At 39.1% G+C, this 15,036-nt stretch carries 13 protein-coding genes; 4 read left to right on the forward strand and 9 right to left on the reverse strand.

Features of this window, described 5'->3' with window-relative positions; translation table 11 throughout:
* Nucleotides 1-77: 77 nt before the first annotated feature.
* The 3 genes from AC1M9A_RS12035 to AC1M9A_RS12045 all read right to left on the reverse strand — a co-directional run bounded on the left by AC1M9A_RS12035 (nucleotide 78) and on the right by AC1M9A_RS12045 (nucleotide 3,380).
* The gene (locus AC1M9A_RS12035; protein WP_481608175.1) at nucleotides 78-1,370 is read right to left on the reverse strand and encodes an ABC1 kinase family protein; all 1,293 of its coding nucleotides are present in this window, start codon (nucleotides 1,368-1,370) and stop codon (nucleotides 78-80) included.
* A gap of 144 nt (nucleotides 1,371-1,514) precedes the next feature.
* On the reverse strand, nucleotides 1,515-2,819 hold the full coding sequence (locus tag AC1M9A_RS12040) for an MATE family efflux transporter (protein WP_481610329.1): 1,305 nt from the start codon (nucleotides 2,817-2,819) through the stop codon (nucleotides 1,515-1,517).
* 99 nt (nucleotides 2,820-2,918) lie between these two features.
* Nucleotides 2,919-3,380 (reverse strand): DMT family transporter, encoded by a 462-nt coding sequence (locus tag AC1M9A_RS12045; protein WP_035264998.1) that lies wholly within the window; start codon nucleotides 3,378-3,380, stop codon nucleotides 2,919-2,921.
* 112 nt (nucleotides 3,381-3,492) lie between these two features.
* Here AC1M9A_RS12045 and hemW point away from each other — a divergent pair, with 112 nt between their 5' ends.
* Together hemW and AC1M9A_RS12055 are read left to right on the forward strand one after the other, a co-directional pair.
* Nucleotides 3,493-4,647 (forward strand): radical SAM family heme chaperone HemW, encoded by a 1,155-nt coding sequence (gene hemW / locus AC1M9A_RS12050; protein WP_481610301.1) that lies wholly within the window; start codon nucleotides 3,493-3,495, stop codon nucleotides 4,645-4,647.
* Between the two features lie 204 nt (nucleotides 4,648-4,851).
* Entirely contained in the window at nucleotides 4,852-5,187 is a 336-nt protein-coding gene (locus tag AC1M9A_RS12055; protein ID WP_481610302.1) for a hypothetical protein, read from the forward strand.
* A gap of 59 nt (nucleotides 5,188-5,246) precedes the next feature.
* On the opposite strand, the gene AC1M9A_RS12060 is transcribed toward AC1M9A_RS12055, so the two are convergent.
* The 5 genes from AC1M9A_RS12060 to hemF all read right to left on the reverse strand — a co-directional run bounded on the left by AC1M9A_RS12060 (nucleotide 5,247) and on the right by hemF (nucleotide 10,497).
* Nucleotides 5,247-5,852, reverse strand: coding sequence for an SRPBCC family protein (locus AC1M9A_RS12060; protein WP_481610303.1), 606 nt, complete (start codon nucleotides 5,850-5,852; stop codon nucleotides 5,247-5,249).
* A 171-nt stretch (nucleotides 5,853-6,023) separates the two neighbouring features.
* Nucleotides 6,024-7,847 (reverse strand): acyl-CoA dehydrogenase C-terminal domain-containing protein, encoded by a 1,824-nt coding sequence (locus tag AC1M9A_RS12065; protein WP_481597859.1) that lies wholly within the window; start codon nucleotides 7,845-7,847, stop codon nucleotides 6,024-6,026.
* A 380-nt stretch (nucleotides 7,848-8,227) separates the two neighbouring features.
* A complete protein-coding gene (gene aroE, locus AC1M9A_RS12070) occupies nucleotides 8,228-9,016 on the reverse strand; it encodes a shikimate dehydrogenase (protein WP_481610304.1) in 789 nt (262 codons plus the stop codon).
* 84 nt (nucleotides 9,017-9,100) lie between these two features.
* Nucleotides 9,101-9,313 carry a hypothetical protein gene (locus tag AC1M9A_RS12075; RefSeq protein WP_481610305.1) on the reverse strand — a complete coding sequence of 71 codons (213 nt, stop codon included), beginning with the start codon at nucleotides 9,311-9,313 and terminating at the stop codon, nucleotides 9,101-9,103.
* Between the two features lie 242 nt (nucleotides 9,314-9,555).
* Nucleotides 9,556-10,497: an oxygen-dependent coproporphyrinogen oxidase gene (gene hemF / locus AC1M9A_RS12080; RefSeq protein ID WP_035265021.1), complete on the reverse strand. Its 942-nt coding sequence runs from the start codon at nucleotides 10,495-10,497 to the stop codon at nucleotides 9,556-9,558.
* A 245-nt stretch (nucleotides 10,498-10,742) separates the two neighbouring features.
* Here hemF and hemN point away from each other — a divergent pair, with 245 nt between their 5' ends.
* Nucleotides 10,743-12,113 (forward strand): oxygen-independent coproporphyrinogen III oxidase, encoded by a 1,371-nt coding sequence (hemN, locus tag AC1M9A_RS12085; protein WP_481610306.1) that lies wholly within the window; start codon nucleotides 10,743-10,745, stop codon nucleotides 12,111-12,113.
* Between the two features lie 87 nt (nucleotides 12,114-12,200).
* Here the strand turns inward: hemN and ribA are convergent, their stop codons facing one another.
* Nucleotides 12,201-12,803 (reverse strand): GTP cyclohydrolase II, encoded by a 603-nt coding sequence (gene ribA / locus AC1M9A_RS12090; protein WP_180028265.1) that lies wholly within the window; start codon nucleotides 12,801-12,803, stop codon nucleotides 12,201-12,203.
* Nucleotides 12,804-13,120: 317 nt separating this feature from the next.
* On the opposite strand from ribA, the gene dxs reads away from it, so the two are divergent.
* On the forward strand, nucleotides 13,121-15,025 hold the full coding sequence (gene dxs, locus AC1M9A_RS12095; protein WP_481610307.1) for a 1-deoxy-D-xylulose-5-phosphate synthase: 1,905 nt from the start codon (nucleotides 13,121-13,123) through the stop codon (nucleotides 15,023-15,025).
* The last annotated feature ends 11 nt before the right edge of the window (nucleotides 15,026-15,036 follow it).

Here is a 15,036-nt window from a genome sequence, read left to right on the forward strand (position 1 = left end):
AAAACACTCCGAATTATTTATATAATGTTATAATATAACATAACAATAATGAGGATTGTAAGGTCTTGTTAGTTTTTTCAAATCGGAACGAGCGTTTCAAACAAATCATTGAGATTGTCATCGACCTTTAAGTTAATCAGATTCCAATAGTGTCCAGAAATCGTACGATTGACCATTAATGTGTCTGGAGAGGGCTTAAATGTATCCCAATACTTAAGTGATTTTTTCACTAAAATGACGCCATCATGATGAGATGAGTTTTCAGCAAAATTGTATTGAGTGGTAAGGGGTCTGAGCAACACTTCTAACCATTGTTTGTAAAGTTCCTCAGGGAATTTTCCTGTTTCAGCAAGAGCATCCAACGCGAATAGATGTTGTTCAATCTCTTGGATATTTTCAGCACGACCAGCGCGAACTAATTTTTTAAATCGATCCACCAGTTCAGCAGATAAGGTTTTAACACCACCAAAATCATAGATGATGACACTACCATCTGAGCGGAAAGCAAAATTGCCAGGATGCGGATCACAATGAAAGCGTTTTAGATAGAAAATCTGATGGCCAAGAGCCTGAATTAGTCGACGACCAATTTCGTTACGTGTTTCAAGCGGCCAAGTGCTTGCGGTTTCAATATTGTCACCTGCTTCTAAGCTCAATGTAAGAACTCGTCTGCTGGAATAATCTTTGAAAACTTGTGGGATAATAATTTTAGAATCCAATGCTTGATGGAAGGTTCTAAATACCTCTAAATTTTGCGCTTCAATTTCATAGTTGAGCTCTTCGTGTAAGCTGTCTTGAATTTCTGCAAATAATCGATCTTGTAATTTTTTATCGACTTTTAATACACCCATCAAACGTAAAGCCAAGCGGACTTGTTTTAAATCGCTTTCGCATGCTTCATCTACGCCTGGGTACTGTACTTTTACAACGACTTCTTGGCCATTTTTTAAGGTTGCTTTATGAACTTGCCCAATCGAAGCTGCTGCAAAAGGTTGTTCATCAAATGTTTTAAAAACATCTAACAGTGGCTGACCAAGTTCTTTTTCAACTTGTTGCTTGATTTGCTGGAAGGGCATCGCAGGGGCTTGACGTTGTAATTTAGCAATAGCCTTTGCGACTTCAGGCGGGAAAATATCTTTGTATTGTGATGCAATTTGACCAACTTTCATTACAGCACCTTTCATTTCCCCAAGGGTGTCTGCAATTTGAACACCAATGTCTTGAAAGAGCTTACTGCGTGCTTCGTTTTTTTTATCATCATCTGCATTAAAGGTGCGGATAGAGTTGGACACGGTTTTAGTAGCAATACTTGCAGTCATACCTGCGAGTTTCATGAAACGACGGCCGGGAGAGCTCGCTTTGTTTGCCATGAGTTGAGAACCTCGATTCATTATTTTCATCTTCTGATTTGATCATAGGCGACAAATCAAAAGATGCATATTTGAAATTGTTAATGAGTTGTAAGTAAATGATTGGCATAAAAAAATAAATCCCGAGCATTCGGGATTTATTGTTCATGATGATTGACTACGCTCAAGTCGCTGATTATTCATATATAAACGTCCGAGTAAGAGTACACAGGCAATACTTAACCCCACGATCAATCCAATCCATACACCCGCAGGGCCAATGTTGGTAAATCTAGAGAGATATACGCCTACAGGGAATGCAATCACCCAATAGGCAAGCATAGTAATCCACATAGGACCCTTCGTATCTTGCATGCCTCTTAGACATCCTGCAGCACTGATTTGCCAAGCGTCCATCAGTTGGTAAGCAACAGCGAATAGAACCAAGTAAACCGCAATTTGAGTCACCAATACATCAGAGGTATATAACGCGACAATTTGATGGCGGAAGACCCACAATAAAACCATGGTCATTACTGCCAGTACAGTACTTGTTGCTAAACCCAACCATTGGACTTTACGCATAGATTGGTAATCCTTTTCACCATAATATGTTCCCACTCGGATGGTAAGTGCGATCGCGAGAGACATCGGGATCATAAATAATTGTGACGTAATGGAGATGGCGATCTGATGCGCTGCTACCGTAATTTCACCCAATGGACTCAATACAATTGCTGCAGTACTGAAAATACTGACTTCAAAGAAGATAGCCAATCCAATTGGGAAACCTAAAGCAAGGATGCGTTTTAACCAGTAGCGATCAATTTTTTCAAAATGACTAAAGGGTTGGGTTTTTTGATATGCCTGATTATTCAAGATATACAATGCCAACGTGATCAGCATCAGCCACTGTAGAATTGCCGTTGCAAATCCACATCCAGCACTTCCCAATGCAGGAATTGGACCTAGACCATACATAAACACAAAATTAAGCGGAATAAGTACGACTAAGGCCATTAAACTGATCACAGTCACTGGGCGTGGATTACCAATCGCCTCAGAGTATCCTCTTAGTGCAGCAAACATGGTGACCGCTGGCATACCGAATCCAATCGCATGTAAAAATAGGCCAGCTTTATGGTGAAGTGACTCTGGAACGCCAAGAAGAGGAAGCGTATAGGGGAGAATCTGTAAGACTAGACCAGCAATAATCCCGAGAACTAAAGCAACCCATAATGCTTGTCGTGTAATAGTGGCAATTTTCTCTGGAGTCCTCGCACCGTTTGCTTCAGCAACCAACGGCGTTGTTGCAATCATAATACCGCTAAATAGCAACATGACAGGAATCCAAAGACCTACCCCGACAGCAATTGCCGCTAAGTCTAATGCAGATAAATGTCCTGCCATAATAGTATCAATCAGTCCTAATCCTGCTTGCGAAAATTGCGTAATCAAGATTGGGATCATGAGATGAAATAGTTTTTTTAATTCATAACTGATGTTGGAAGTTGCAGTCACATTAGACACAAAAATTACTCATCGTTTTTATGTGCTTAGAATGAAGGTTTAGCGTTGTAAAGTGAGAAGCACACCTATAAAAATCACCACGCCACCCAAAATGCGCTGCCAATTAATGGCAATTTTTTCTGTACCTAAAATTCCAAAATGGTCGACTATCATGGACATAACAATCTGTCCAAAAATAATTAATGCCGATAAGGTTAAGAAACCTAATTTAGGTGCGGAATAAATACTAATACTGATGGCATAAACACCTAAAAAACCGCCAAGCCAAAGATGCCAAGGAATTTGTACAATTTCGCTCAATTGTGGTTTTTCAGTCTGTTGAAAAAAAACCAGTATTGCGAGAACTATTGTACCAATCAAAAATGATAAAAGTGCAGCTTGTAATGGAGAATATAAATATTCACGTAATTGTGTGTTAATCGCAGTTTGGAAGGTCATTGCGATTCCGATCCCTAGCGCTAAAGGGATAAAGAATAAAAATTGGCTCGCGACTTTAAACATAAATGCACCCACGTCCTTGTTTTATATTGAGTGTAAAGTAAAAACTGAATCAGTTCTGAGCGTTATGGTGTAGTCATGTTAAAATAAGTTTTTTAAGTTTTGAGCTGTACGTTTGGCTACTTTGAATCCACAAGATATTCCATTGTCACTTTATATTCATATGCCGTGGTGTGTGCGTAAATGTCCATATTGCGACTTTAATTCGCATGCAGTACCCAATGGGGCATTGTCCATGACGTTGGAGAAAGAATATTTACAAGCATTGGTTGAGGATTTCAAAACACAGATAAATTTTGCTCAGGGTCGTCAAATTCATAGCGTGTTCATAGGTGGAGGTACTCCTTCTCTCATTTCTGCTCAAGGGTATCAATGGCTATTTGCTCAGCTAAGCGCTTTGATTCCGTTTGAGGATGATTGTGAAATTACCTTAGAAGCCAACCCGGGAACGGTAGAACATGATCCATTTGCAGATTATTTAAAGGCGGGGATCAATCGGTTGTCTTTAGGTGTCCAAAGCTTTAACTCGAATCATCTTCAAAAACTGGGGCGTATTCATTCCAACCAAGATGCAATTTCAGCAATTGGTTTGGCGAAAGATGCAGGCTTTAAGCGAATTAATGTCGATTTAATGCACGGCTTACCTGAACAAACGCTTGAACAAGCATTACTTGACTTAAAACTTGCCGTGGAGCACGGTGCTACACATATCTCGTGGTATCAGTTAACCATTGAGCCCAATACCGTATTTTTTCGAACTCAACCTATATTGCCTGTCGATGATGTATTAGAAGAAATTCAGGTACAGGGTGAGGCCTATTTAATCGAAAATGATTTTACTAACTACGAAGTGTCGGCTTGGCGTAAAGAAAAACCCTCAGCACATAATTTAAATTATTGGCAATTTGGCGATTACTTAGCGATTGGGGCTGGTGCGCATGCTAAAGTGACGCTAAGTGATGGTGTATATCGTTACCAAAAAACACGATTACCGAAAGATTATCTAGCGAAAGTCCCTGCAGAGCATTTGCATTTTAAGAAAATTGAAGCTGATGAAATGCCATTCGAATTTATGATGAATGCACTTCGACTTAATCAAGGTGTACCAACTTCACATTATGAAGCTCGTACAGGTTTATCTTTGCAATCAATCCAAGATCAAGTTCAATCATTGATTGACAGAAAATTAATGGTAGATGATCCAAACCGTTTGTCATGCACTGCTCAAGGACATTTATATTTGAACTCATTGCTTGAGGAGTTTCTGTAAGTTCTATAGTTAAACTCCAATGTAATTTTTAACAGCGAAACTGTTAAATCCACATTTATTTCGCTTTTTTACTGTGAAAATAATGATGATTTTTTTAATGGTTTTCATCAAGATAGGTAATAAAAATGAAATTAGTTCTAGTGGCTTCAATCTTGGGATTGGCATTCGTTGGTTGTGCTGATAAAAAACAAAAATAGTGAGCAAATGTCAGAACAAGAGAGACCAGCGCATTTAAATGCTGAAGCTTCAGCGCCAGTTGATCAAGTTGCTCGTGCTGAAGGTGAACAGGTGATCCATTTTACTGGACCAATGGATTTAACATTAGAGCTAAAAACAAAAGACAATTTTCAGACGGCAGAACTCAGGGATAACTCGGATGCGGTTTATCACTTGAAGAGCGCGGTTGCTGCAAGTGGTGTAAAACTTGCAAATAGAGATTGTGTTTCAATTCATTTTAAAAATTTCAATGGTTTGAATGAGGGAACAGTTGAACTCGTGAAAGATAAGCCAATAGAGATTAAAGAGTACCGTGAGCATTAAAATATATGCATTAATTTACAACACCTGATTGGTTGTTCAATCAGGTGCTTTTTTATTCCTTAATTTGAGCGTTGATCTTCAACATACTTTTTTAAATGATTGGCCATTTCCCACTGAGAACCAATAAAACGATATAGGGCTTCAACTTCTTGTTTTGTCGCGCCTTGAATAAATTTATCATCTAAAGTTACTTCAATTTTTCGTTCAAATTCTGTGCTATTGGCGTTGATACGATCAAATTCATAGGTAATTTTTGAATGGATTGGGACTTGAGCAAATTGCTCTATGGTTGCGATAACAAACTTCTTATCTTTCTCAAACTCAATCACATGCCATTCATTACTCCAATCTTTTATGCCTGGAATCGGGCTGCTAATAAACTCTTTAAAAGTCGTACCTTTTTGAACGCGAATATTCTTAGGCTCGATGGCTTGAGTTGCACCCAAATTAATTTTTGGCCAGAGATTCACATTGGTTAAAATATTGAAGACTTCACTCACAGGGCGATGAATAATGACCTCAGCAGATCCACTCGTCGAGTAATTCAAATTCTTTGTTGAATACGTCGTGGTTTTTTGGTGATGTTTAATATCCGATTCAGCGAAGCTATTTGTAGCGAAAAAGACTGCAATGAGTAAAGAGAGGGAGATCAAGGTCTTATGCATATTATTTTCCTTTTTGTAAATTGATAAAAGCTCGTTTGGAATATTTATATCGCTTGATCAAGATACCACTGTTGTATTCTTGCTCTAAATGTAATTTCGTATTCTTAAAGTAAGATAGTTTATTCGATCAATAAAAAAAGACCGCCTTGGCGGTCTTTTTTCTATGAAATCTTAGTAATCAAAACTGAAGTGTTCAGCTTCTAAAGACATTAAAGTTTTCGAAGGGTTAACCATAGATTCAGCATGACCTTGAGCACGAGGAAGTAAACGCTCAAAGTAGAAATCTGCAACTTTGATTTTCGCTTTGTAGAATTCTGGAGTTTCTTGACCATCACCTGATGCCAACTTCGCTGATGCCACTGCCGCTTGTTGAGCCCAGTAATATGCCATCATTGCATAACCAGAGAACATTAAGTAATCCACAGAAGCACTTGAAACGATGTCGCGATCTTTGCGTGCAGCAAGCATAATACGTACAGTTAATGCGTTCCATTGTGCACAAATCTTAGTTAAGTCCCAAGCAAAACGGCGCATGTATTTATTGCGTGCGTGCTGGCCACAGAATTTTAAGATTTCAGCTGTATAGTCACGAACGACTTTACCTTTAGAAGATAACAGTACTTTACGACCGATTAAGTCTAGTGCTTGAACACCAGTTGTACCTTCGTAAAGCGTTGAAATACGCGCGTCACGAACGATCTGCTCCATACCATGTTCTTTGATATAACCATGGCCACCAAAGACTTGCATACCGTGGTTTGCTGCTTCTAAGCCTAACTCAGTTAAGAAGCCTTTCAAAATTGGTGTGTAGAAACCTAGTTTATCATCGTAATCATCAAACTTCGCTTGATCACCTTGAGCTAAAGCATCAGTCATTTTGTCAGCAAGTTGTGCAGCATGATAGATCATTGCACGGCCACCTTCAGCAATCGCTTTTTGAGTCAAAAGCATACGGCGAACATCAGCATGATGGATAATTGAGTCAGCTACTTTTTCAGGCTCTTTTTTACCTGAGAGTGCGCGCATTGACATACGTTCTTTTGCATAAGGTAATGCACCTTGGAATGCAAGTTCTGCATGTGCTAAACCTTGAACAGCAGTTCCGATACGCGCCGTATTCATGAAGGTAAACATTGCGTGTAAGCCTTTGTTGACTTCACCAATCAGATAACCCGTTGCAGCATCAAAGTTCAGTACGGCAGTAGCAGATGCTCTGATCCCCATTTTGTGTTCAATAGAACCGCAAGTCACAGGATTGCGTTCGCCTACACCACCATCAGCAGTTGGGATGAATTTTGGAACAATGAATAAAGAAATACCACGTGTACCAGCTGGAGAGTCTGGAAGACGTGCCAACACAATATGAATGATATTTTCAGTTAAATCGTGTTCACCCGCAGAAATAAAGATTTTAGTACCTGTGATAGCATAAGTACCGTCACCTTTAGGCTCAGCTTTAGTTTTAACTTGACCCAAGTCTGTACCACATTGTGGTTCAGTTAAACACATTGTGCCTGACCATGTACCAGCAGTGAGGTGAGGCATGTAGGTGTTTTTCTGTTCTTCAGTACCAAATTGCATGATGGTATTCATACAACCCATACTTAAGCCCGGATACATCGTGAAAGACCAGTTTGCTGTACCCATCATTTCTGATTTGATCAGGTTCAGCGACATAGGCAGTGCTTGACCACCAAACTCTTCAGGATACGAAAGACCTTGCCAGCCACCTTGTACAAACTGCTCGTAAGCTTCTTTGAAACCTTTAGGCGTTTTGACTTCGCCATCTTTAAAATGACAGCCTTCTTCATCTCCAGGCTGATTAAGTGGAGATAATACATTTTCACAGAAATCTGCAGCACCTTCGATAATCATATCGACAGTATCAGAGTCAGCAGCTTCGCCGTTGCTTAGAGTTTTATAGTGCGCAGGATAATCAAAAACTTCGTTCATTAAGAAACGAATATCACGTACGGGCGCTTTATATGCAGGCATTGAACTTTTCCTAATTTGAATAGAGAAAATACTTTTTAGATGATCCGATTATTGACCTACAACACTAAAAAAACATTGATGTAAGTCACGGAAATAAATGTCAGAATTGCGAATTAGTGTTTAGGCTCTTGAATGAATATAAACTGAATTAATTTGTTGTAGTAGGAGTTTATTAGAAAAAATAATATTATTAATACATAAGCTTAGGTTGGTTTTTTTGTGTGGATGACCATATGTTTAATTTGAATTTATTCAATTTGAATATGCACTAAAAATATGTCACTAAAATCAATTCGAAGAGATTTAATCGATATTATAGAGAGAAAAAAGTGCAATTTAAAAAATTGCACTGTTCACAAGGCACTAAACGTGTGCAAAAACTAAATAAAATCTTTTAATTCTGGACGCACACCATTCCAAATCGCGAAAGATTCAATCGCTTGTCCAACGAGCATTCCAAATCCTTCTGCAGTCGGAATTCCACGCTGTTTCGCTTGATCAAGGAAAGTGGAAGGTTTGCCATAGGCCATTTCATAGGCATATTTGAATTTTAACTGTTGGGGTAGATTGATTGCATCGCCAGATAAGCTTGCCGAGGTAGCATTAATAACAATATCAAATTCACCTGCTATGTGATCAAGACCACAAGCGTTTAGCTCTAGATCTGGGACAGCAGGTTGTAAGTCCTGAATCAATTGCTCTGCGCGAGCAACCGTTCGATTAGCAATCATGATTTTATTTACACCAGCTTTATGCAGTGGATAAATCACGCCACGTGTTGCACCACCTGCGCCTAAAATAAGCACGCTTGCTTGCTCAAGAGGCCAATTTAAATGTTGAATGGCTGCAACAAGTCCTTGGCCATCGGTATTGTCGCCATGCAATACACCATCTTTCATCCATAGTGTATTTACTGCTTTTGCAATTTTGGCACGTTCAGTGAGTACATCACATTGTGCAAAAGCTTGTTCTTTAAACGGCACCGTGACATTCAGACCAATACCACCAGCCTTAAAAAATTCATTGATACTCTGTGTAAAACCATCGAGAGGAGCAAGGCGTTTGCTATATTCAAGGATCACCCCAGTCTTTTGTGCGAACGCATGATGAAGCTCTGGAGATCGAGATTGTTCAATGGGATTTCCAATTACGGCAAATTGTTTGCGCATTGCTCTAATTCCTGATGAAGAAGTGGCAAACAATATACGTCAAATGCAGAAAGTTCCCAATATGAACATATTCAATGAAGTGTATTAATGACTTGGGTTACAAATTTCAAATAGGGTATGAAGTAAAATATGCGCAATGTTGAGCAGTAGACCAACAGCTGCAAACACCATCAAGCTAAAACCAAAGCTATCATTGAATAGTGTTTCTGAAAATATAGTGGTACTGATTGCACTCAAAAGAGCAATAACCAGTGTCCAAAATACGACAACACGTGCGCGAATAGAGTTGTGTTGCATATCGATTCCTTATGCAGAAGTAAAAACTTCCATGAGTAATACAAGTAAAAATTGATTGTACAGTACTTTGCTTAAATTAAACTTAAGAGCTGTGTCAGAAGTGTGACAAAATTTAATCAATTTTATCTATTGTGCCTTTTTTTCTAAGTGAATGTAATGGAATTATTCAATTTCGTTAGACAATGGGATGAATATATTGCTCAACAAAAAAGCCCTGTTTTAACAGGGCGAGTGATTTACATTTAATGCAGTTCAGCGAGCCAATCTCTCGGTTTTAAATAGTAGTCGGTTAATTTTTTTTCAGCAGAGCCTTCATCCCATTCAGGTCTGTATTTCCAACCCGTTAATGGAGGAAGACTTACTAAAATAGACTCAATTCGACCGCCAGTTTGTAATCCAAATAACGTCCCTCGATCGTAAACTAAGTTATATTCCACATAGCGCCCACGACGATACAATTGGAAATCGCGTTGAGCTTCACTATAGGGTTTATCTTGATTACGTTGGAAGATTGGTAGAATCGCATTGAGATATCCATTGCCTACAGCTTGCATGTATTTAAAACAAGTTTCGAAATCCCACTGATTTAAGTCATCAAAAAATAACCCACCGACACCACGTTGTTCATCACGATGCTTCAAATAAAAATAATCATCACACCATTTTTTATGATCTTGGTAGACATGATCGCCAAAAGGTGCACAAAGATCGTGCGCAGTTTGATGCCATGATTTAACATCTTCATCATTCGGATAAAATGGCGTTAAATCAAAACCGCCGCCAAACCACCAAATAGGATCTTGTCCTTCTTTTTCTGCGACAAATAGTCTTACGTTGGCATGTGAGGTCGGCACATTTGGATTTCTAGGATGGATCACTAAAGAAACCCCCATGGCTTGTGCTTGTGCGCCAGCTATATGTGGGTGCCGTTCGGTAGCAGATGCTGGTAACTTTGAGATATTGATGTGCGAGAACATCACACCACCTTTTTCGATCACTGTACCATCTTGCAATACGCGTGATCTGCCACCACCACCTTCGGGACGTTCCCAATCATCGATCTCAAATTGGGCATTACCGCCACCTTGTTGTTCTTGTTGTTCAAGCGCAGCACAAATTCGAGTTTGTAAGTCGAGTAAAAATTCACGAACACGTTGAATATCTGCAGAAGTCGGGTGTGACATACCAAGCCTCTTGGGCAATGAAAAACTAGCTACATCAAAACATAAATTGTATGAAAGATTAAGGTGATTTTATCGATATAGCAGATCGAGATTTAAGTTTAGTCAGGGTAAACGTACTTTGTGATTTGAATTTGCTTATGAATCCTGACCAGGATACTAGGTTGAATTAAAAGAATAAGCTCCTCAAAATAGGACGACTGAAAGCAGTTAAGCTTTTAATATGTGGTGATTTTAAAGGTGGGGATATGTTCGAAAACGTTATTTCACTGGTGCAAAAATATAATGTTCCAGGTCCTCGATATACGAGCTATCCCACAGTTCCGTATTGGGAGCAGTCGACTTTTGATCAAGTACTATGGCAGCAAAAACTAAAAATACGTTTTGATCACTCGAATAGCCAACATGGTATTAGCCTTTACATTCACTTACCTTTTTGCGAGTCCTTATGTACTTTTTGTGGATGTCATAAAAAAATCACTAAAAAACATGAAATGGAACAGCCCTATATTTTGGCTTTGTTAAAAGAATGGAAATTGTATTGTGAGTTATTTGTAGAGCGTCCTTTGATTAAAGAGATACATCTAGGGGGGGGGACACCTACATTTTTTTCTCCTCAGCATCTTAAACAGTTGATTGATGGGCTTTTAGCGCTATCACAAGTAGCTGAAGATCATCAATTTAGTTTTGAAGGACATCCTAATAATACTTCTTACGATCATTTAAAGACGCTGTTTGAATTGGGTTTTAGACGCGTTAGCTTTGGCGTGCAGGATTATAATGAAACCGTGCAGAAAGCGATCCACCGAATTCAACCTTTTGAACACGTAAAGCAGGTTACAGAATGGGCGCGTGAAATTGGTTATACCTCTATTTCGCATGATTTGGTCTACGGGCTGCCCTTTCAATATTTAGATGATGTTTTAAACACAATTGATCAAACCATTCAAATTAAGCCAGATCGTTTAGCCTTTTACAGTTATGCGCATGTACCATGGATCAAAGGCAATGGGCAACGTGGTTTTAAAGACCATGATGTTCCGCGCGATGAAGAGAAAAGACAGTGTTATGAGCAAGGAAAACAAAAATTATTGTCTGCTGGATATCATGAAATAGGAATGGATCATTTTGCGCTTGAGCATGATGATATGTATCAGGTATTTCAAGCCCAACAGTTACATCGTAATTTTATGGGATATACCGTTTCAAAAACAGAAGTGATGATTGGCTTAGGGATGTCAGCTATTGGCGATTGTTGGCAAGGTTTTGCCCAAAATGAAAAGACGCTTGAAAATTATTATGCTCGATTAGAACAAAATGAAATTCCAGTTTTTAAAGGTCATCTTTTAACAGAAGAAGATTTGAAAATCAGAAAACACATTTTAAATCTCATGTGCCACTTTGAGACGAATTGGCAAGGTGACATGGATTTTGCACAGCGAACACAAGTTTTAGAAGATTTAGCTGAAATGCAAAATGACCATCTTGTGAAGATGAGTGAATATGGATTGAAGGTAACGGAAGCTGGAAAACCATTTGTACGAAATATCTGTATGGCTTTCGATTTAAGGTTAAAAAGAAACAAACCTGAAAATCGGATATTTTCTATGACGATATAGTCATCTTCACAAATTAGATTGAGTCTAAGTGAAAAAATACCCCTAAGCATCGGGGTATTTTTTTACAACGATTAAATTATGCTGTAGTTAAAAATCATCCTTTTGATACATATGTGACATGCGCTCATGTTTGGTTTTTAAGTATTCTTCATTGAATTTATTCAAACCGACCGTTAACGGGACACGATCAACCACATCAATTCCTAAATCAGTTAAAGCTTTAATTTTGAGAGGATTATTCGTAACCAGTTTGACTTTTTTCACTTGTAAGTGATCCAGCATGATACTGCACATATCGTATTTACGCGCATCAGCGGGTAAGTTGAGCATCAGGTTGGCATCCACTGTGTCATGTCCTTGATCTTGCAAGGCATAAGCACGAATTTTATTGGTTAAACCAATACCACGACCTTCTTGACGTAAATATAAAATTACGCCTTGTCCTGCTTCGTTAATCAGTTTTTGAGTTGCTTGAAGTTGTGGGCCACAATCACATTTTAATGAAGCAAAAGCATCACCTGTTAAACATTCGGAATGGATTCGTACCAAGACAGGAGAGGTGGGTGCTGTATCTAATCCTTTTGACAATGCTACGTGTTCTTCACCTGTTTTAGGATCTTGAAAAACAGTGATTTTAAAATCACCAAAGGCAGTGGGTAATTTAGATGTGGCAACAAACTCTATAGGCACAGCGACTTCCATTACATGTTCATAATTTGGCTAAAGTATAGCTGAATGATCAGACCATAGTTGAGTATCATTGTGCAAATTTACACAGAAGATTTCCTTTTTTTTGCAAAGCACAAGATAATAGTTGATAAGTAGCATCGATATTCAGGATAATCTAGCTACCTAACAACGCCCGTTTAGCGAAAGCTTAACACTGGACCAATATAAATGTGGTTGATTTAAGGTGTTTTTTTTCGATTTCTCGATCAATAAGAAGAATCGAGCTAACCCATTTACCTAGCTTAGGATTTGCCAGGCTTTAGAAGGCATTGCCACATATGTTGTATACCGAAATACCTAGTCAACGTCCTGTTACGCCTTTGTTGGATGCGATTGATCATCCAATGCAATTGCGTCAACTAGCCAAAGAACAATTGAGTCAAGTGTCGGACGAGCTACGTCAATTTATTTTGTATGCTGCTGGACAAAGTGGTGGGCATTTCGGTGCCAATCTGGGTGTAATCGAATTAACTGTTGCTTTGCATTATTGTTTCAATACACCACATGATCGTCTTATTTGGGATGTGGGTCATCAAGCATATCCACATAAAGCTTTGACTGGACGTCGTGAGCAACTAACAACAATTCGTGCAAAAAATGGCTTAGCGGCGTTCCCCGCTCGTGAAGAGTCTGAGTTTGATACTTTTGGTGTGGGCCACTCATCAACTGCTATTTCAGCGGGTTTGGGAATGGCTTTAGCTCGTCGTTATCAAAAAGATCCTTGTGAAGTGGTTGCAATTATCGGTGATGGTGCAATGACAGCAGGGATGGCATTCGAAGCCATGAATGATGCTGTTGCACATAATGCTGATCTCATGGTGGTACTGAACGATAATGATATGTCGATTTCATGTAGCACGGGTGGTTTTGCAAAACATTTGGCTGCGATTTGGGAAAAAGGGCAATCTGTACACATTGATGAGCAGGGTAATCCATTTATTCGGGATTATCCTGAGTGGGACTACACTTCACGCTTACATTGTGCTGCTACAGAGGCTGCAGATAACTTATTTAAAGCGATTGGATTTGACTATTTTGGTCCATTCGATGGTCATAACGTCGATGAACTTGTTAATGTATTTAGTGCCTTAAAAAAACGTAAGGGGCCGCGCTTAATTCATATCTATACCAAGAAGGGTAAGGGCTTCGCACCTGCTGAAGCAAATCAAATAAAATATCACGCAATTGCTAAATTAAATGCTGCACCAGCTTCAACAAAAGCACCCAAATATTCTGATGTTTTTGGGCAGTGGTTGTGCGATGAAGCCCAGTTAGATGATAAGTTGTTAGCCATTACACCTGCCATGTGTGAAGGTTCAGGTATGGTGCAATTCGCCAAACAATATCCTGATCGTTATTTTGATGTGGCAATTGCAGAACAACATGCAGTGACTTTAGCTGCAGGTATGGCATGTGAAGGTTTAAAACCAGTAGTGGCAATTTATTCAACCTTCTTACAGCGTGGTTATGATCAGCTCATACATGATGTGGCATTGCAAAACCTTGATGTCACATTTGGTATCGATCGTGCAGGTTTAGTAGGTGAGGATGGACCAACTCATGCTGGTGCATATGATTACGCATTTATGCGTACAGTTCCGAATATCGTGATTATGGCACCAAAAGATGAAAATGAATGCCGTCAAATGCTACATACCGCTTATTTGCACCCGGGTCCTGCTGCAGTACGTTATCCACGTGGAAATGGTTTAGGTGTTGAAATTCAAAAAGAACTGACAGCGCTTGAAATTGGTAAAGCTGAGTTAACTTTAGAGCTGAATGTAAAAGCCGAAGAAGTGATTACTATTTTAGCTTTCGGTAGCCGCGTGAGTGTTGCAGAAAATGCTGCTCAGCTTTTAGTTGATCAATTGGATGTTGCAGTACGCGTTTTGAATATGCGTTTTGTTAAACCCCTAGATGGTCAAATCATTCGACAATATGCAGATCAAACCCAACTTTTTGTAACGGTTGAAGAGCATGCAGTCATGGGTGGTGCTGGAAGTGCTGTGAATGAATTTATAATGGCCGAACACATTCTCAAGCCAGTTTTGAACTTAGGCTTACCTGATCAATTCTTAGCACAAGCCAGTCATGGTGAGATGCTTAAAGATTGTGGATTGGATGCAGAAGGTATCCAATCTTCAATTCAACAAGCTTGGTTAAAGCTTGTACAGGTGGTTTAAATACAAGTCAT

The sequence above is a fragment of the Acinetobacter sp. ANC_7634 genome (genome assembly GCF_056779875.1).

Bases quoted from the DNA above. Each gene is read 5' to 3' on its own strand.
- AC1M9A_RS12035 (WP_481608175.1), bottom strand. From the start codon at position 1,370: ATGGCAAACAAAGCGAGCTCTCCCGGCCGTCGTTTCATGAAACTCGCA.
- AC1M9A_RS12040 (WP_481610329.1), bottom strand. From the start codon at position 2,819: ATGATCCCAATCTTGATTACGCAATTTTCGCAAGCAGGATTAGGACTG.
- AC1M9A_RS12045 (WP_035264998.1), bottom strand. From the start codon at position 3,380: ATGTTTAAAGTCGCGAGCCAATTTTTATTCTTTATCCCTTTAGCGCTA.
- AC1M9A_RS12055 (WP_481610302.1), top strand. From the start codon at position 4,852: ATGTCAGAACAAGAGAGACCAGCGCATTTAAATGCTGAAGCTTCAGCG.
- AC1M9A_RS12060 (WP_481610303.1), bottom strand. From the start codon at position 5,852: ATGCATAAGACCTTGATCTCCCTCTCTTTACTCATTGCAGTCTTTTTC.
- AC1M9A_RS12065 (WP_481597859.1), bottom strand. From the start codon at position 7,847: ATGCCTGCATATAAAGCGCCCGTACGTGATATTCGTTTCTTAATGAAC.
- aroE (WP_481610304.1), bottom strand. From the start codon at position 9,016: ATGCGCAAACAATTTGCCGTAATTGGAAATCCCATTGAACAATCTCGA.
- AC1M9A_RS12075 (WP_481610305.1), bottom strand. From the start codon at position 9,313: ATGCAACACAACTCTATTCGCGCACGTGTTGTCGTATTTTGGACACTG.
- hemF (WP_035265021.1), bottom strand. From the start codon at position 10,497: ATGTCACACCCGACTTCTGCAGATATTCAACGTGTTCGTGAATTTTTA.
- hemN (WP_481610306.1), top strand. From the start codon at position 10,743: ATGTTCGAAAACGTTATTTCACTGGTGCAAAAATATAATGTTCCAGGT.
- dxs (WP_481610307.1), top strand. From the start codon at position 13,121: ATGTTGTATACCGAAATACCTAGTCAACGTCCTGTTACGCCTTTGTTG.